Here is an 18,706-nt window from a genome sequence, read left to right as displayed (position 1 = left end):
CTAATAGATTTTTTACAAGCTAAGATTTATAATACATGGCCGGAGGTAAGGAAACCCCAAGACAGCGGATGATAGGTATCTTATACCTGGTGCTTTTAGGCTTAATTGCCCTAAATGTGCCGGAAAACCTATTAGATGCTTTTAAAAATATTACCAGGAGTTTGGATGCATCAACACAAAATGTAAATACAAGCTTGCAAGCAACTTACAGCGCCTTTGATGCCAAAATTAAAGCCCAGCCAGAAAAGGCTAAATATTTAAATGCGGCTAAGGAAGCAACTAAGATGACGGATGATTTGAATAGTTATATCAATCAATTAAAGGCTGAATTAACTGAACGAGGCGGCGGTGTAAACCCCGAAATTGATGACATTACTGCGCGGGATAACCTGGATATATCTTCAGATGTGATGATTAACGGAAAAAAAGCTGATGTATTAAAGGAGAAGATTCAGACTACAAGAGCAAAACTGCTGGAGTTGTTGGGTAAAGATAGCGTAGGTGTTAACTTTTCTTTAAATGCCGACGCACCACCCATACGCCCGGGTATGCAAAATAAAACCTGGCAGGAAGCTTATTTTGGTGAAGGTATTCCATTAGGAGCTACAATAACTACCCTTGCTAAAATACAGGCTGATACAAAAAATGCCGAGAATGAAGTTGTTAAAAAATTATATAGTAAGGTAGATCAGGCGGAGGTTACGTTAAATGCGTTTAACGCAATTGTTGCGGCCCCAAGCAACTATGTTTTAGCCGGACAGCAGTACACCGCGCAGATTTATTTAACTGCCTATGATTCCCATTCAAATCCTACAATTACTATCGGCGGCTCATCTGTACCTACCAGAGATGGTATTGGTACTTATACAACCACAGCAAGCGGCGAAGGAAAGCATACTTTAACTGGTGAATTAGTGGTTAAATCTGTTGATGGCGGACCAGACAAAAGATATCCAATATCACAGGATTACATGGTTGCAAGGCCATCGGCAGTTGTATCGCCAGATAAAATGAACGTGTTGTATATAGGTGTGCCTAACCCGGTATCTGTATCAGCGCCAGGGGTACCTACTTCAAGCTTAAACGTGCATATGGATAATGGCTCACTAAGTGGTTCCGCTGGGCATTACACAGCCACTGTTAGTGCCATTGGCCATACCAAAATTACCGTTACCGGCGAAAAGGGGATGGTTTTAGGTGCAACCGATTTCCGTATTAAACGTATCCCCGATCCTAAACCGCAGTTTGCAGGCAAAAGTGGTGGTAACACCAGTGCTGCCAACATCAGGGCGCAGGACAGGGTATTTGCCCAGTTAGATGGGTTTGATTTTGATGCTAAATTTAACGTTACCCATTTTACCCTTATTATTGTTAAACCACGCCAGGATGCTATCATTATCCCGGGCAACGGTGCCGATATTTCAGGTGCGATGCGTACTGCACTAAATACTGTTACACCAGGAACTACTGTTATATTTAAAGATATTATTGCAGTGGGTCCCGACAGATCACCGAGATCACTTGACCCTATTGTATTATCCGCAAATTAAAAGCGTATGAAAAAGAGAATTTTGGTAGTTGTACTTTGTTTGGCCTGCGCTGCTTCATATGCGCAAGTTAAAAAAGGTAAAAAAACTACCCGTAAAAAGCCTGCTACCACTCAACAAAAGGTAGCAAGTCAGCAAAATACAGTGCAAAGCCAGGTACCACCGCCGGTTGATACTACACGCAAAACGCCAATGAAGCCTTTTGAGCGCCCGCTTGATGGTTACTATAAAAAGAACAACCTGCTAAATGCTAAGGCTGTACCTTATGCCAACCTACGCGAAAATGATGTTGCTTTTGCCAAACGCATCTGGCGCGAGATTGACGTACGCGAAAAAATGAACCAATACCTGGCATCGCCAAAACGCAGGCTTATTGATGTTTTGCTGGAAGCTATTGATAACGGCGAACTTACAGCCTATGACCCAACACCGGGTAAAAAAGATGATCCGGATGGCGATGGTTTTTTAACCCCGCTAACAAAGGATAAAGCGCACGGTCGTTTGGCTGGCGATAGTAGTGTGGTTGAAAAACGCGATAAAGATAATAACGTAGTGTCATCATCATTGGTAGCTGCCGAGTTTAACCCGGATAGCGTTGTGAAATTCCGCATTAAAGAAGATTGGGTTTTTGACAGACAGCGTTCGGTTTTTGAACCACGCATTATTGGCATAGCCCCGCTTATTAAACCAAAAGGCATAGGTAACCTTGCCGATGTTGATTATGTGCCTGCATTCTGGATCTATTTTCCAGAGGCGCGCCCTATATTAGCCACTAAAGAAGTGGTAAGCCGTAACAGCGATGCAACAGGTTTGAGCTTTGACGACGCATTTCTGAAACGCATTTTTACCAGCTACATTGTTAAACAAAGCAACGATAAAAACGACCGTATAAAAGATCTGGCCCAAGGGATCGACAGACTGTACGAAGCCGAAAAGGTTAAAAAGTCACTTATGGATTGGGAACTTAACCTTTGGCAATATTAGTTAAGTAAAAATTCAAAAGTAAAAAGTCAAAACGGTAACAGTTTTGACTTTTTGCTTTTAGGACTATTCATTATTTAATAAACTTTGTCAATTGCGAGGCACGAAGCAATCCCAAAGGACAGGTAAAGTACTTTACGTGATGAAATAATGTGATGGGATTGCCACGCTATCACTCACAATGACAAAGTTTTTCTTGCTCTTGTTTGTAACCACAAGTGTTGGAAAGACTGAATTTTATAAAAAGTTTGTCATTTCGATTGAGCGGGCGGGTAAAAGTGTGGCGCGAAAGAGAAACTATCTCTTGAGCGATAGCGAAAAATCTTCTGCAGAATGCAGAGCTTCAATGCATATCGTATAAGATTTCTCCTCGTTCCTCGTTCGAAATGACAAACTTTTTATAAAGTTTTCTTGCACTCGTTACAAACGAGTGCAGGTTCATTACAGTAAAGAACTAAACTTATTGAACCACGTCTTTACTAAAATAAGCCATTATCGCTTTCGCCTGTTTTAAATTCACTACTTCAAGCAGTAATTCTTCATTGGCTTCGCGGATCTTTTTGACAGATTTAAAGTACTTCAGGAGTTTTTCGGCAGTGGTTTTGCCAATGCCTTCTATTAGTTCAAGTTCGGTAGCAAGGGTGCCCTTATCGCGGATTTTGCGGTGAAAAGTGATTCCGAAGCGGTGGGCTTCATCGCGCAGGTGTTGGATAACCTTAAGGGTTTCGGATTTTTTATCTAAGTACATCGGGTATTGGTCGTTAGGATAATACAGTTCCTCCAGGCGTTTGGCAATGCCAATAACCGTTACTTGCTTATCTATCCCCAATAACTTTAAACTGTGCATGGCCGACGATAGCTGGCCCTTACCGCCATCAATAATGATCAGTTGGGGAAGTTCCGTCCCTTCATCCAACATGCGCCTGTAGCGGCGGTGTACAGCCTCTTCCATGGTGGCAAAATCATTAGGACCTTCTACCGTTTTCACGTGAAAGTGCCGGTAGTCTTTTTTAAATGGCTTGCCGTCCCTGAAAACCACAATGGCCGAAACCGGGTACTTACCCTGGAAGTTAGAATTATCGAAACACTCAATATGCCGCGGCAGTTGGTTCATGCGCAGGTCCTTCATCATCTGCGTAAGCAAACGTTCGGTACGGATCTCGGGGTTCAGCTTTTCGTATTGATCTATCTTTTCCTTTTTAAAGAATTGTACATTCTTTTGGGAAAGGTCAAGCAGTTTCTTTTTCTCGCCAAGTTTTGGTACGGTGAATTTTATGCCGGCGGTATCATCATCCAAATCTATCTTAAATGGCACAATAACTTCTTTGGAGGTGCTGTTATAGCGACTCCTGAACTCGATAATGGCCAGCGTAAGCAGTTCCTCATCACTTTCATCCAATCGTTTTTTTAGTTCGATGGTTTGCGTTTGGATGATGGTACCGTTCATCACCTTAAGGAAGTTTACAAAGGCGATCTTTTCTTCGGATGCGATATTGAAAACATCTACATCGGTTATGGATGAGTTTACGATGGTAGATTTGCTTTGGTAATTCTCCAGCAGATCAAACTTGCGTTTCAGGCGATGTGCCAGCTCGTAGTTGTAATCAGCCACTGCTGCATCCATTTCGCTTTTAAGGCGGCGTAAAATGGCTCCTATCTTACCGTTCAGGATATCGGTGATCTCGCTTATGCTGTTATCGTAATCATCTTCGGTTTGGTAGTTTTGGCAGGGGCCCTTGCAGTTACCCAGCTGGTATTCCAAACAAACCTTGAACTTTCCCTTGTCGATATTTTCGCGGGTGAGGGCCAGGTTACAGGTACGCAGCGGATAGGTTTCCTTTATCAGCCCCAAAATATTGTGCATCATGCTGATGGACGCGTATGGCCCCAGGTATTTTGAGCCGTCCTTTACGATGCGTCTTGTCCAGAAAATGCGGGGGTAATTCTCGCTTTTAATAATGATCCAAGGGTATGTTTTATCATCCTTGAGCATTACGTTATAACGGGGCTGATGCTTCTTGATCATGCTGTTTTCCAGCAGCCAGGCATCCACCTCGGTATCAACAATGGTAAAAGTTATCTTGCGAATCTTGGATACCAAAACTCGTGTTTTGGCATTTATATGCACATCCTGGTTAAAGTACGACCCAACCCTGTTGCGCAGATCTTTAGCCTTACCAATATATATCAGTTCATTTTCACTATCCCAGTACTGGTAAACCCCGGGTTTGTGCGGTATATTTTTTAATTCAGCCTTGTAATCGAATTTTTCACTCATGCTCAGTTTCCTTACCTACGCATCATACATTAATGTTTGTCATTTCGAACGAGGAACGAGGAGAAATCTTAGGCGATATACGTATCGTATACAGGCATGTCGTATAAGATTTCTCCCTCCGGTCGAAATGACAATAGTTTTGCAAATTCCCTAAAAATCCAACTTCTTCTCCACCTCGGTAGTCCCCTGCTGTTGCTGGGTATACTGCCCACAATCAAGCTGAATGGCTACACCGGTTTTTGGGGCGTCGAAATCTACGGTTTTCTTGATGCCGAGGGCTGGATTGGCGTACACCTTTTTCATATACAGGGCAAATATTGGCAGGGCGCTGTTGGCACCTTCGCCAAGCCGGGTAGATTGAAAGGCGATATCGCGGTCTTCGCACCCTGTCCAAACACCGGTAACCAATTGCGGGGTTATCCCCATAAACCAGCCATCGGAGTTATTTTGGGTGGTACCTGTTTTGCCGCCGATAGGGTTGCGCAAGCCATATTTATAAGCCAGTCTTGAGCCGGTGCCTTCTTCAATAACACCTTTAAGCATATATGTCATAACATAAGCGGTCTGCGGGTTCATGGCCTGCACTACCTTTGGTGTGTGGTTATACAGCACGTTGCCGTTTTTATCTTCAATACGGAGTATATACGTAGGTTCCGTCCATAAACCGTGGTTGGCGAATACCGAGTAAGCGGCCGTCATTTCAAATACCGAAGCATCAAACGTACCCAGGCAAATAGAAGGGTAGGGAGGTACCGCGCTGGTGATGCCCATTTTCTTTATCAACTCTACAACGGGTTCGGGCTTAACTTCGCCCATAACGTGAGCGGTAATCCAGTTTTGCGAATGTGCTAATGCCTGACGAAGCGTAATAAGACCCTTTAACGTTTCTGATGGCGACGAGCGTGGGCACCAGGGCGGGCCATAGCCACGGATGGTATCTGGCACGTTATTGATTTTCATGCAGGGCGAAAAGCCATTATCAATAGCAACAGCATAAGTAAACGGCTTAGCGGTTGAACCTACCTGCCTTGTGCCATTCTTAACCTGGTCATACTTAAAGTGCTCAAAGTTGGTGCCGCCAACCCAGGCTTTTACATAGCCGGTGGTAGGGTCCATACTCATAAGCGCGTTACGCAGCAGCATTTTGCAATATAGTATAGAATCAATAGGCCTCATCAGCGTATCTATATTGCCATGCCAGGTAAACAGGTTAAGTGTATCTTTGGTGTTAAAGTTGGTTTTAATATCCTCATCGCTCATGCCCTCCATTTTCAGCTGTTTGTACCTGTCGCTTTTTAGCATTCCCTGGTTCATAAGGAATTTAAAGTTGTGGATGCTTTTGGCCAGGTTTTGCCCGCGCCAGTGGTCATTAAACTGTACCTGCAAATTGCGCATATACTCCTGCTGTGCTTCCTCGGCATATTGCTGCATGGTAGCATCAATGGTGGTGTATATTTTAAGTCCATCGCGATCAAGATCATAAGGGGTGCCATCGGCGCGGAAAATATTTTGATCCCTGAATATTTTTTGAACCTCTTTTTTTAATACCGACCTGAAATATGGTGCCGGACCATCAAAGTGATTGTTCTGGTGAAAATCCAAACCCAGTGGTTTTTGTTTAAATTCCTCTACTTGGCCGCCGCTCAGGTAACCTTGCTCATCCATGCGGTTAAGCACCAGGTTGCGGCGTTTGATGGCGTTGGCTGGATGGCGTATTGGCGAATATATGCCGGGGCCATTAACCATACCTATTAATAAGGCAGCCTGATCTGGTGTAAGCTTATCTGGTGTGGTATTAAAATAGGTGCGTGCTGCTGATTTGATGCCGAAAGTATTGTAAGCGCCGAAATCAACCGTATTTAAGTACATGGTAAGGATTTCCTGCTTGGTATAATGACGTTCCAGCTTAACGGCGGTTACCCATTCCTGCATTTTTTGGATAACGCGTTTAAACGGATTGGCTGCCCTTTCACTGAAAAGGTTTAGCGCCAACTGTTGGGTTATGGTACTGCCCCCTTGTTTTTGGCCTACCAGTAAGTGCAGAAAAATGGTGAAGCTACGCCCAAAATCGATACCCGAGTGGTCGTAAAAGCGTTTATCCTCAGTAGCTACCAGCGCGTTTATTATGTTTGGTGATAGCTCCTTAAAAGTTACGTTTGATCTGTTTTGGATATAATAGGTACCCAGGATCTTTTTATCTGACGATATTACCTCCGATGCCTGGTTGCTTTTAGGGTTTTCCAGGTCGCGGAAAGCAGGCAGCTGACCAAATACGTCAAAAACGGTAAGCGCTATCATGAGCGCAACAAAAACAAAACCTGCTATAACGGTGCGCCATATATACCAGTTGTATCGTCTTATATCCTGTGGGGTAAGTTTATTTTTATTTATATGTAGGGTCCTCATTGTCAATAAAATTTCTGGTAGTAATCAATATAACTATCCAATGCTTTTTGGTCGGCTAATTTATCCAGATTTTCTTGGGTAATGATAAAAAAACTGTATTTATCCTTCGGTACCTTCATAATATCCGGTAACAGCGGGATAATTTCGCGTGCATATTTCTTAGCATCCTCCAAATTGTAAAAGCGGCCCACAAAAATCAACTGATCATCGCGGCCAATTGCTTTTAAACCATGCTTAATGCCACTGTTTGCAAAATGGGTACGGTTAAACTGTCCAATACCAAAACGCGAAGACGACAGGTTAGTTGTACCCGTAGTTACATTTATACCGAAATAGTAATTGGTACTATCGCGCGTACTAAATATATAGGTGATGGTTGGAGCCACAATTGCGGCCTGCGCCGGTTTTATTACGCTATCCTGTTTGGTGGTTTCCACGGCTGCGGCTAAATCCTGTACCGGGGTTTTAACAGAGTCGGTAACGGGTGGGGTTATTGTTGCCTGGGTAACCGGTTGTTTTAAACCCGATGGTGTTGTAATTTCAGGCTTGGTAACCGGCGCTTTAAGCAGGGCCACCTCTGCTGGTTTTACTTTTTCCGGTAATCTTACCTGTGCTACGGGGGCTTCCATTGATGGTTTGTAAACAGGCCTGTACTCGGTTTGTTTTTGATAAGCTACCGGCGGGGTAAACGGGATCTCGTTAATATCATCGCCATATAATACTACCGGCCTTGCGGCTACTTCGGCTTTGTTAGCATCTATATAGGCAAGGTGCTGTACGGCCAGCGGAGTAATTAATTTATCATTAGGGTATTTGGCCACTATCTGCTGCAAGTCGGTCATAAATGGCGGCAGCTTTTCCTGGTGACCGGCAGCTATGGTTTTTAAATAATAAAGCTGTGCCGCAAACCTGCTATCGGGATATTGAGCAAGCAACTCGTTGGCTTTGGTAATAACCTGGGCAAATTTCTTTTGCGTGTATAGTTCATAAACCTGGTTATAGTAACCGTTAAATTCGGCGTTTACATCATCCAGCTTTTTGGCATAATCTGGGTCGAGGATTACTTTGGCATATACACTTTCTGGAAACTCCTTCAGGATGCGGTTTTTATAATCGGTCGATTTTTTAATGTCGATATCCGCATAAAGCCTGTACAGGTTATAATATACAGCAGCTTTATCCACACCGTTGGGGAAACGGGTCAATAAAAGTTCATAGGTGGCTATGGCTTCCTTTTTATCGCCCAGCAAATCGCGGTAAAAATTACCAAGGTCCATATAGGCATTGTATAGCCTGTCGTTTGATTGTTTAAGCAGCTCGGGGGTAAGGGGCAGGTCCTTCATCAGATCCTGGCGAAAGCTCCCGGCGTTAACAGGTATTAAACTTTTGTCGTTTTGTGCCACACCGCCATCCGGGTCGGTACCTCCCTGCGCTATCATGGGTGTGTTATTGGCTGGCGCGATATTTCCGTTCGATCGTTTGCTGCGGCGCCAGTTATCTTCCAGGCGGCGGTTACCCCACTGGCGTTTAAAATCATTAACACCCTGGCTTAAGGCGGCGGGGTTATAAAAGTAAAATATGTTGCCGGTTGCCTGGCTGTTTTTATTTTGGCGGTTTTGCAGCTGCATAGTCCTGTTAGCCACTGCATCAATATTGCCAGTACCCGCTGATGCTTCGTTTGCGGCTTTTTCCTGCAGAATTTGGTGGGTAACCATAGCATCTATCCTTGCCATGCGGGTTTTCTCATCCAGCGAGGCCAGCATTTGCAGGGTATCCTCGCGAGATATGGTTTGCAGCAAGCCGGTAAGTATTTGCAGGTTATTACTCTTTTTTCTGATGATTTGGTAATTGGGGTAATTGGTTGAGAGGTAAGTTAACGTGCTATCGTAATATAACTTGGCGGCGCTGTAATTGGCCTTATTCTTAAACTCAATATCGGCAATGCGCAGGTAGGAGAGGCCTTTTTGATTTTGATTTTTTAAACTTTTACGTACCGATAGTTTATAGTTCTTTAGTGCGTTATCAATATCGCCTGCGGCAAAAAGCTGTTCGGCTATCTGGTAATAGATCTGATCCTGAAACTCGTCGTTATTTTGGTTTTTGAGCAAACTGCGCAGGCGGTCTATCTTGCTTGTTTTTGCCCCGTTTTGATTATCCTGTATGCGGATGCGGTTTAAATTGGCATTAAAGGCCATTTCAAAAACGGCGTTGCTTTTAACTATGCGGCTGTAATTTTCAAAGGCATCGGCAGGTTTAAGGTTAAGCTCCTGCAGTTGGGCCAAAATAAACGTCCACCTTAGCTTCAGATCACCGTCATGGCAGTATTGGATAGCCAGCTTGGCATCCTCCTCGGCATTGGCATAATTTTGTGTGTTGATATCGTACTGCAGCTTGGTGGCATAAATACCTGCGTTAACTTTCTTTTTAGGGTTAATGTTGAGGATGGCGGTATCAATGGCAACTTTTGCCTGCTGTAAATTATTAAGATAAAGCAGCGCCCGGCCCTTCCATATCAAAGCCTCCTGTTTTAACTGCACGTTGTTGCTGCCATACGAGCGGATCACATAATCAAGGTATTCCACCGCATCAAAATAATTACCTTCCAGGTAGCGGGCCTTGCCCATCACTAAATAAGCATCGCCTAAGTATTTACTTTGCTCCTTAATATTAATAATAGTATTGGCTTTGGTAATAGCCAGTTCCAGGTCCTTATCGGGCGGGGTGGTTTGGGCGGCGGTATCAGGGTAAACGCTCAGTAGTTCGTTGTACGAATCAATAAAACCGGCGGCGTAAGTTTCCTGCTTTATGCGTAATATCTCGTTGGCGTTAAACAGAATGTTATAATGCGCCGTGAGGTTTTGCATCCTGCGGTTAAAGCCGCTTTGCTTTTCGAGCGAGCATCCTGCAACAAAAATAATAAGCGCAGGCAGTAATAATTTACCGGGTATGCGTGCCAAAAATATACTTAGTTGCCTCAAAATAAGATTATGGTTATAAAGCCTTGCTAAAATACTAAAGATTATACAATAGGTTTAATAAATTTGCGCATGTCAAAAAATGAACAAAGTGACGAACCCGAAAACGGGGCACAGGAGGCAAGGAGCTACGCTAAGTACACCGGAATAATATTCCAGATGATAGCTACCATAGCCGTATTTGCCTTTATTGGGTATGAGCTTGATAAAAAGCTAAAAACCCAAACGCCGTGGATAACCGCGCTTTGCTGCCTGGTTGGCGTTTGCCTGTCTATTTTTCAAACCGTAAGGCAACTCAAATAGATGAAACTCGCAGGTTATTTACGGGCATTTGTTATTTTTAACATGCTTATTGCCATAGTACCGCTGGTGCTGCAGGTGTTTTTTAGCAGTCAGCAACTGCTTATCCCTTACTTTTGGCTTATTTACGGGCTCTCGGCCTTGCTCAATTTATCGGTGTACCTGGTAAGTTACTGGGGCATGCTTACCAGCGATAAGGCAACGGTTAAAACCTTCCTCGGGGGCACCAGTATCAAGTTCCTTTTGTGGATGATTATCGTGTTTATTTACCTCTTTAATATCACCGTCGACGGCACTAAATTCATCACCAACTTTTTTTATCTTTATTTATTGCATTCGGTGTTTGAAATTTTGTGTTTGTTGCGTAACTTGCGCAACCAAAATTTAAAGTAGATTTCTTGCAATAATGGATAACAAACGCCTTTTTACTACAAAGTTTTTCAACGTAACTACCGTTTTCGCGCTTTTTTTATTATTCATTAGTGTTAATGTTAAAGCAACTGTGATGCAGGATACGCTTGAAAAAGCCGAAACTGACACCGCAAAGGCTGCTGCGCATGGTGAAAAAGAGCTGGATATTTCTGACGTAATACTGCACCACATTGCCGACTCGCACGAGTGGCACTTCTGGGGTGAAGGAGCGCACAAAGTTGCCATTCCGTTGCCGGTAATTTTGATTACCAAGGGTGGTGTAGCTACCTTTTTAGCAAGTAAGCACGAAGCCGACGAGGAGGGAAAAGAGATTTTTACCGAAAAAGGCACCGAGTTAATCAACTATGAAGGCAAGTACTATTACCCAGGCCCCAAAAATGCCGATGGTACTTATTTTACGCTCGACGAAAATAAAATACCGGTAAACGACAAGCCGCTTGATATGTCAATCACCAAAAACGTTTTGGCATTGTTTATATCAGTAGCCCTGTTGCTTATCATATTTGGTACAGTTGCAAAAGGATACCGCAAAAGGGTTGGTAAAGCCCCTAAAGGTTTACAAGCCGTACTTGAGCCATTCATTGTTTTTGTAAGGGATGATATTGCCAGGCCGCAATTGGGTCACAAATACAAAAAGTTTTTACCGTACCTGTTAACGTTGTTCTTCTTTGTGTGGATCAACAACCTGCTGGGCTTAATTCCAATTTTCCCCGGAGGTGCAAACTTAACAGGTAATATAGCTGTAACGCTTATGCTGGCCCTGGGTACGTTTATACTTACCACGGTAAATGCCAACACCAGCTACTGGAAGCACGTATTTAACACACCTGGCGTACCATGGTGGTTAAAATTGCCAATTCCGTTGATGCCGGTTGTTGAGTTTATTGGTGTACTTGCAAGGCCAATAGCGTTAATGATCCGTTTATTCGCTAACATTACAGCAGGTCACATTTTAATACTGGCCTTGTTATCACTTATCGTGATATTAAAGGCAGTTACTGTATCGCTGTTTTCAATACCGTTTGTAATTTTCATCAGCTTAATTGAGTTGCTGGTTGGTTTTTTACAGGCATTTATATTTACAATATTATCGGCCCTGTTCATTGGCTTAGCCGTACAGGACGATCATCATTAATTTGCATTTTTTTTATTTAACATATATTAATTTTTTTTAAAATGGTATCAGGAAGTATTGCTGGAATTGGTGCCGGATTAGCTGCAATCGGAGCTGGTATCGGTATCGGACAAATTGGTGGTAAAGCAATGGAGGGTATTGCCCGCCAGCCGGAAGCTGCAAACAAAATTCAGACAGCGATGTTGATCGCTGCTGCGTTCGTTGATGCGGTTGCATTATTCGGTGTGGTTGTTGCTTTCTTAACCAAGTAACTTGCATAATGCCGCAGCGATTGGCTGCGGTATTATCTTTTTTTTGATTCAAATTAGCTTTAATAAAGCATATATATATACAATGGTAGTATTATCAATAAATCCTTTAGTAAACCCCGATCCGGGGTTGTTCATCTGGTCGGCAATTGCCTTTATCATTTTACTTATCGTATTACGTAAAATGGCTTGGGCCCCTATTACAGAAGCCCTTGCCGAGCGTGAGAACTTCATAGAAGATTCGCTTTCAAAAGCCGAAGCTGCTAAACAAGAAATGGCAAGCTTAATAAGCGAAAACGATGCTTTGCTTAAACAAACCCGTGCCGAGCGCGACCAGATACTGGCCGAAGCCCGCAAGGTAAAAGAGCAAATGATAATCGACGCCAAAGAAATTGCACAAAAAGAAGGTGCACGTATGATTGAGTTGGCCCGCGTTGAAATTAACAATCAAAAAGCTATTGCAATGGCTGATGTTAAAAACCAGGTAGCCACCCTATCATTACAAATTGCCGAAAAAGTATTGCGCAAGCAATTCGAAGATCAGCAAAAACAGGATGAACTGGTAAGCCAGCTATTAAAAGAAGTGAAGTTATAGTAGTATAGATTTGAGATATGAGATATGAGATATGAGATTTTTTCTCTGTCTCACATCTCATATCTAACATCTCACATCTAAAGAAAATATGTCAGAATTAACGGTAGGATCCAGGTACGCGAAATCTCTTATTGACCTTGCACAGGAACAGGATAATGTTGATGTGATAAAGGCCGATATGGATCTTTTTATACATACTTTAAAGGCCAACCCGGAGCTTAAAGCTGTTTTGAGCAATCCGATCATCGCTCATTCAAAGAAAACTAAAATACTTGATGCCGTATTTTTAGGCAAGGTTAATAAAGTAACCATCTCGTTTTTTAAGCTGATGGTTGATAAAGGCCGTGGCGAGGTGTTGTACACCACCGCTTACGAGTATGTTAATCTTTATAATATTAAAAGGCATATTACAAAGGCAAGGGTTACATCGGCAACTGCTTTATCGGCAGCCAACAAACAAACCCTTATTGCTGAACTGCAAACCTCCATTGGTGGTACTGTTGTGCTTGAAGATAAGATAGACCCATCATTAATTGGTGGTTTTGTACTTACCGTGGGCGACAGGCAGGTGGATACCAGCATTTCGGCAAGTCTTAAAAAATTGAAAAAGGAATTTGCCGAAAAGGTGAATTAATAACATTAAAATAAAAACTCTAAATAAAATTTAAACAATGGTAGAGGTAAGACCAGACGAAGTATCGGCAATTTTGCGTCAGCAATTGGCCGGCTTCAAGTCAGAATCTGAATTAGAAGAAGTGGGTACCGTACTCCAGGTGGGTGATGGTATTGCACGCGTTTATGGATTAACTAAAGTACAATCAGGTGAGCTGGTTGAGTTTGGTACCGGTTTACAAGGTATCGTACTTAACTTGGAAGAAGATAACGTGGGTGTTGTATTGTTAGGAAGATCTGACGATATTAAAGAAGGTGATACCGTTAAACGTACTAACAGGATCGCATCTATCAACGTAGGTGAAGGCATGCTTGGCCGTGTTGTGGATACCCTGGGTACCCCTATTGACGGTAAAGGCCCTATTCAAGGTCAAACCTATGAAATGCCTTTAGAGCGTAAAGCGCCGGGTGTAATTTACCGTCAGCCGGTAACCGAGCCTTTGCAAACAGGTATTAAAGCTATCGATGCCATGATCCCTATCGGTCGCGGTCAGCGTGAGTTGATCATCGGCGACAGGCAAACTGGTAAAACAGCTGTTTGTATCGATACCATACTTAACCAGAAAGAATTTTACGATGCCGGTAAACCGGTTATATGTATATATGTTGCCTGCGGTCAAAAAGCATCAACAGTAGCAAACATCGTACGCACACTTGAAGAAAACGGTGCTATGCCATTTTCTATCGTAGTTGCTGCAAACGCATCAGATTCTGCTACCATGCAGTTCTTTGCTCCATTTGCCGGTGCTGCCATTGGCGAGTACTTCCGCGATACAGGTCGCCCTGCATTGATCATCTATGATGATTTGTCTAAGCAAGCAGTTGCTTACCGCGAGGTATCATTGTTACTACGTCGTCCACCGGGCCGTGAGGCTTATCCTGGTGACGTTTTTTACCTGCACAGCCGTTTATTAGAGCGTGCCGCCAAGATTAACTCAAATGATTCAATAGCCCAGGCTATGAATGATTTGCCAGAGTCTATCAAAGGTATCGTAAAAGGTGGTGGTTCATTAACCGCATTGCCTATCATCGAAACTCAGGCTGGTGACGTATCTGCATACATCCCAACCAACGTAATTTCAATTACCGATGGTCAGATCTTCTTAGAGTCTAACTTGTTTAACGCGGGTGTTCGTCCGGCTATTAACGTAGGTATCTCGGTATCACGTGTGGGTGGTAACGCGCAAATTAAATCAATGAAGAAAGTAGCAGGTACTTTGAAACTTGACCAGGCTCAATACCGCGAACTTGAGGCTTTCTCAAAATTCGGATCAGATCTTGATGCTTCAACCAAAACCGTACTTGATAAAGGTGTGCGTAACGTGGAGATTTTGAAACAAGGCCAGTATTCACCGGTATCTGTTGAAAAACAAGTTGCCATTATTTACTTAGGTACTAAAAACCTGATGCGTAATGTACCGGTAAACAAGATCAGAGAATTTGAAACAGAATTTACCAGCCAGTTAGAGGCCCGTCATCCAGAAGTTTTAGCTGCCCTTAAAGCAGGTAAATTTGACGATCAGCTAACCGGCGTACTGGAAACAGTAGCCAAAGAACTGGCAGGAAGATATTAATTAGATATGAGATGTTAGATATGAGATTTGAGACTTTTTCAAATCTTATATCTAACAGATTAAATTAGATATAGAGACGAAATAGGAGTGTCGGGATTTTATCTCACATCTCATATCTCAAATCTCACATCAACGAAGAATGGCTAATTTAAAAGAAGTAAGAAACCGGATAAAGTCTGTATCGTCTACCCAGCAGATCACCAAGGCCATGAAAATGGTTTCGGCTGCAAAGTTAAAACGCGCTACAAATGCTATCGTTCAATTGCGCCCTTATGCCAATAAGCTGAAAGAGCTGCTGGCAAACCTTTCTCAAAGTTTAGAGGATGGCTCATCACCTTATTTGCAGGAGCGCGAGCCCGTGCGCATATTGGTGGTAGTGGTATCATCAAACCGTGGCTTGGCAGGTGCTTTCAATGCTAACGTTATTAAAACTGCCAACAACCTTATTGCCGAGAAATATCCAAAGCAACTGGCTGCCGGTAATGTATCCATAGTGGCCATTGGTAAAAAAAGCCAGGAATATTACGAAAGACGCAAGTACAACGTAATTGGCAACAATAACGACCTGTACCTCGACCTTAATTTCGAAAATGCATCGAAAATTACCGAGAGCATTATGGATGGTTTTGTAAAAGGTAAATACGATCGTGTGGAGCTGGTGTACAACCATTTCAAAAACGCGGCTATGCAATTCCTTATTGCCGAGCAATTGTTACCAGTACCAAAGCCAGATACTAAAGAGCAGGTTAAAACAGCCCAGGTTGATTATATCCTTGAACCATCACAAGAAGAGATTGTTGAGCAATTGATCCCCAAGAATATCAAGATCCAGTTATACCGTGCCGTATTAGATTCAAATGCATCTGAACATGGCGCACGTATGACAGCGATGGATAAAGCAACTGAAAACGCCGGCGAACTGTTGAAGGCCCTTAAACTTTCATACAACCAGGCCCGCCAGGCAGCTATCACTACCGAGCTTACCGAAATTGTGAGCGGTGCGGCAGCATTAGCAGGCTAATAACATCAAACTTATTATATGAGGCTTCCTTGCAAAAGGAGGCCTTTTTTGTTGGAAGATTACCCTATTAAGGGCCTGTCATCCTGAGCCCGTCGAAGGATAGCGGGTAAAGGCCTCTCCACACGAGTCTTCGACAAGCTCAGACTGACAAGCCTCTCCGCTTTAAAATAGAGCGGCGGATTTCAGTTGGAAGGGGCTACACCTCCTGCAGTACCACCCTTTTCAATGCCATCATATATCCACAGTGCAGACCTTCATGAAATGGCAGAAAAGCTACGGCATCGTCAATAGAAGTTAAATCTAAACCGTAACGGGTGGTCCAGGTGGGGTAGGTGGTGAAAATACCCTTCTCCAGATCGGCTTCCAGTTTATCAAGAGTGCTCAGGAATAATTCTTTAATAGCAGCAATATCTGCGGTATCTACAAAGGCCTGGGGTTTGGTATCGGGGCGGTAGGGGCTATAAAACTTATCAGCCACATTAACAGGCAAGCCTGCACGGGCGTAACAGATCCCTTCCGCAGCGGATATGATGTGCGCCAGGTTCCAGATAATATTGTTGTTAAAGCCCTTGGGTACGTAGTTTAGCTGTTCGGTGCTCAGGTCCTTAACATTGTTAAGCATCATCATACGTGGTTTGCGAATAATATCTATAGCTGTTGGCATGGTTAAGGTTGTTAGCAATGGTAATTGGGCGGCTAATTTATAAAGATAAATGATATAATTTAGTCAATTTACTTAATGATGATGGCTACCCCTTTATGCCTTATATCTTTTATTATACCTTTACCGATTAAATTTGAGCAACATCATTAATGCCGAACACCGCCTTAAATAATACGCAGGCCACCGCAAAATACAGCAAGCCCGTTATTTATTTTTTATTGTTATGGACAGCCCTTAACGCCCTGCAGGCCTACACGCTTGAAGTACATGCTGATGAGGCTTACTACTGGGTGTTTTCGCGCATGATGGATTGGGGTTTTTACTACCACCCGCCAATGGTGGCCGTTTTTATCCGTATTGGTGATACGCTGATGCATAACGAGCTTGGGACGCGACTGGTAACCCTGCTCTCGAGTACTGCGGCTATTTACCTGATATGGCTCATGCTGCAGCGGTACGCAGTAAGCGCCAAATGGTTTGTGGTACTTACGGCAGGTATATTGGTTTTTCATGTATATGGCTTTACAGCCACACCCGATGCGCCGTTGCTGTTTTTCGCGGTACTGTTTTACTTTTTTTATCAGAAATACCTGGATAACGATAGCTGGAAACTGGCGCTGGTGCTTGGCTTTGTGGTAGCCTGTTTAATGTACAGCAAGTACCACGGCATTTTGCTGGTTGGCTTTACCCTGCTGGCAAATCTGAAATTATTAAAGCGAGGTTCGTTTTATTTCATTGTAATATTGGCCCTGGCTTTATATGTGCCGCATTTGCTTTGGCAATATCACCATAACTTCCCGGCGGTTAATTTCAATTTATTTGAACGATCAGAGGGGGGCTTTGATATTACGTACGGCTTTAACTTCCTGGGGGCGCAACTCCTCATCGGCGGACCGCTCATTAGCTGGTTTCTGTTTTATTCGGCCTTTACCACAAAAATAAAGGATGCGTTTATCCGCTGCCTTATGGTTAATGCTATAGGTGTGTTTGCGTTTTTTTATCTCAATACATTAAAGGTTGATGTGCAGCCGCATTATACCCTTATAGCTTTTGTGCCGCTTATAATGCTTACCCTTATACGCATAAAACAAAAGGAAATTAACCCCGCATGGCTTTATCGTTTGGCGGTAGCGAATATAGTGCTCATAGTGGCTTTCAGGTTATGCCTGGTAGCCGGGTTCGACTTTTTGAAGCAGAACGGACAATTGGCCAGCTATTACGGTTTTCATGACTGGGCACGGGCGGTGCAGGCAAAAGCCGGCGATAGCTACGTGATCATGAAAGATGAGTACCAAAACCCATCCAAGTATTGTTATTACACCAACTCATTAAAAGGTTTTGCTTATGATTCGCGGTTTTACCGTACCACGCAGTTTGATATGTGGCCGCTGGAGGATAGCCTGCAGCATAAAAAGGTGTATTACCTCACCTTAGATAAAATTCCCGGTGTAAGTACCGATAGCGTAACCACCAGCGGCAAATGGTATGGCGGCTGGGTTAACGATGCCCGTACTTACCAAAAAGTGATTTGCGAACCGTCGTCATTAAACATAGCCTCGGCGCCTGGTAAAAAAATAGCCATTAAGGTTGCCGTTACTAACCCGTACCCATTCGCCATAAATTTTGGTAATGTGGGTGCCACCCATTCGCTTTTTGTGGAAGCCTGCCTGTACCTGGGGCCCGATCTGGTAGATGTGCAGCCGGTAATCAGCAATATCAGCACCGTTTCCCTTAAACCGGGCGAAGAAACAAATCAAATATTCACCATTATAACACCTCGTAAAAAAGGCCATTATCAGTTGTTCTTCTCCTGGCGTACCGAGCCATTTGTAGGAAGCCGGAACAGCAGCATTATTCAGTTTACCGTTAAATAATACA

At 43.3% G+C, this 18,706-nt stretch carries 15 protein-coding genes; 11 read left to right on the top strand and 4 right to left on the bottom strand.

Annotation, left to right across the window (positions count from 1 at the left end):
- The first annotated feature begins 35 nt into the window (after window positions 1-35).
- Window positions 36-1,550, top strand: coding sequence for a type IX secretion system motor protein PorM/GldM (porM, locus tag BLS59_RS14745; RefSeq protein WP_091150051.1), 1,515 nt, complete (start codon window positions 36-38; stop codon window positions 1,548-1,550).
- 6 nt (window positions 1,551-1,556) lie between these two features.
- Entirely contained in the window at window positions 1,557-2,531 is a 975-nt protein-coding gene (gene porN / locus BLS59_RS14740) for a type IX secretion system ring subunit PorN/GldN (protein WP_091150050.1), read from the top strand.
- A 457-nt stretch (window positions 2,532-2,988) separates the two neighbouring features.
- Here the strand turns inward: porN and uvrC are convergent, their stop codons facing one another.
- The 3 genes from uvrC to porW all read right to left on the bottom strand — a co-directional run bounded on the left by uvrC (window position 2,989) and on the right by porW (window position 10,190).
- The gene (gene uvrC, locus BLS59_RS14735) at window positions 2,989-4,806 is read right to left on the bottom strand and encodes an excinuclease ABC subunit UvrC (protein ID WP_091150049.1); all 1,818 of its coding nucleotides are present in this window, start codon (window positions 4,804-4,806) and stop codon (window positions 2,989-2,991) included.
- Window positions 4,807-4,956: 150 nt separating this feature from the next.
- The gene (locus BLS59_RS14730) at window positions 4,957-7,212 is read right to left on the bottom strand and encodes a transglycosylase domain-containing protein (RefSeq protein ID WP_091150048.1); all 2,256 of its coding nucleotides are present in this window, start codon (window positions 7,210-7,212) and stop codon (window positions 4,957-4,959) included.
- A 2-nt stretch (window positions 7,213-7,214) separates the two neighbouring features.
- Window positions 7,215-10,190 (bottom strand): type IX secretion system periplasmic lipoprotein PorW/SprE, encoded by a 2,976-nt coding sequence (porW, locus tag BLS59_RS14725; RefSeq protein WP_091150047.1) that lies wholly within the window; start codon window positions 10,188-10,190, stop codon window positions 7,215-7,217.
- A gap of 69 nt (window positions 10,191-10,259) precedes the next feature.
- On the opposite strand from porW, the gene BLS59_RS14720 reads away from it, so the two are divergent.
- The 8 genes from BLS59_RS14720 to atpG all read left to right on the top strand — a co-directional run bounded on the left by BLS59_RS14720 (window position 10,260) and on the right by atpG (window position 16,164).
- Window positions 10,260-10,490, top strand: a complete 231-nt coding sequence (locus BLS59_RS14720) for an AtpZ/AtpI family protein (RefSeq protein ID WP_091150046.1) — start codon at window positions 10,260-10,262, stop codon at window positions 10,488-10,490.
- 42 nt (window positions 10,491-10,532) lie between these two features.
- Window positions 10,533-10,880 (top strand): hypothetical protein, encoded by a 348-nt coding sequence (locus BLS59_RS14715; protein WP_205411273.1) that lies wholly within the window; start codon window positions 10,533-10,535, stop codon window positions 10,878-10,880.
- 13 nt (window positions 10,881-10,893) lie between these two features.
- Entirely contained in the window at window positions 10,894-12,054 is a 1,161-nt protein-coding gene (atpB, locus tag BLS59_RS14710; RefSeq protein ID WP_091150044.1) for a F0F1 ATP synthase subunit A, read from the top strand.
- A gap of 41 nt (window positions 12,055-12,095) precedes the next feature.
- Window positions 12,096-12,305 (top strand): F0F1 ATP synthase subunit C, encoded by a 210-nt coding sequence (atpE, locus tag BLS59_RS14705; RefSeq protein ID WP_091150043.1) that lies wholly within the window; start codon window positions 12,096-12,098, stop codon window positions 12,303-12,305.
- Window positions 12,306-12,387: 82 nt separating this feature from the next.
- Window positions 12,388-12,897, top strand: coding sequence for a F0F1 ATP synthase subunit B (gene atpF, locus BLS59_RS14700; RefSeq protein ID WP_091150219.1), 510 nt, complete (start codon window positions 12,388-12,390; stop codon window positions 12,895-12,897).
- 88 nt (window positions 12,898-12,985) lie between these two features.
- Complete coding sequence (atpH, locus tag BLS59_RS14695) at window positions 12,986-13,531, top strand: ATP synthase F1 subunit delta (protein WP_091150042.1); 546 nt, start codon at window positions 12,986-12,988, stop codon at window positions 13,529-13,531.
- 37 nt (window positions 13,532-13,568) lie between these two features.
- Entirely contained in the window at window positions 13,569-15,143 is a 1,575-nt protein-coding gene (atpA, locus tag BLS59_RS14690) for a F0F1 ATP synthase subunit alpha (protein ID WP_091150041.1), read from the top strand.
- Window positions 15,144-15,282: 139 nt separating this feature from the next.
- Entirely contained in the window at window positions 15,283-16,164 is an 882-nt protein-coding gene (gene atpG / locus BLS59_RS14685) for an ATP synthase F1 subunit gamma (protein WP_091150040.1), read from the top strand.
- A gap of 196 nt (window positions 16,165-16,360) precedes the next feature.
- Here atpG and BLS59_RS14680 read toward each other — a convergent pair whose 3' ends face one another.
- Complete coding sequence (locus BLS59_RS14680) at window positions 16,361-16,828, bottom strand: DinB family protein (protein WP_091150039.1); 468 nt, start codon at window positions 16,826-16,828, stop codon at window positions 16,361-16,363.
- Between the two features lie 149 nt (window positions 16,829-16,977).
- On the opposite strand from BLS59_RS14680, the gene BLS59_RS14675 reads away from it, so the two are divergent.
- Window positions 16,978-18,702 carry an ArnT family glycosyltransferase gene (locus BLS59_RS14675; protein WP_091150038.1) on the top strand — a complete coding sequence of 575 codons (1,725 nt, stop codon included), beginning with the start codon at window positions 16,978-16,980 and terminating at the stop codon, window positions 18,700-18,702.
- Window positions 18,703-18,706 lie beyond the last annotated feature (4 nt).

The organism is Mucilaginibacter pineti, assembly GCF_900101875.1.
Lineage (GTDB): Bacteria > Bacteroidota > Bacteroidia > Sphingobacteriales > Sphingobacteriaceae > Mucilaginibacter > Mucilaginibacter pineti.
Note: the sequence above shows the minus strand (reverse complement) of the source record. Positions and strands in the feature narration are given on the sequence as shown.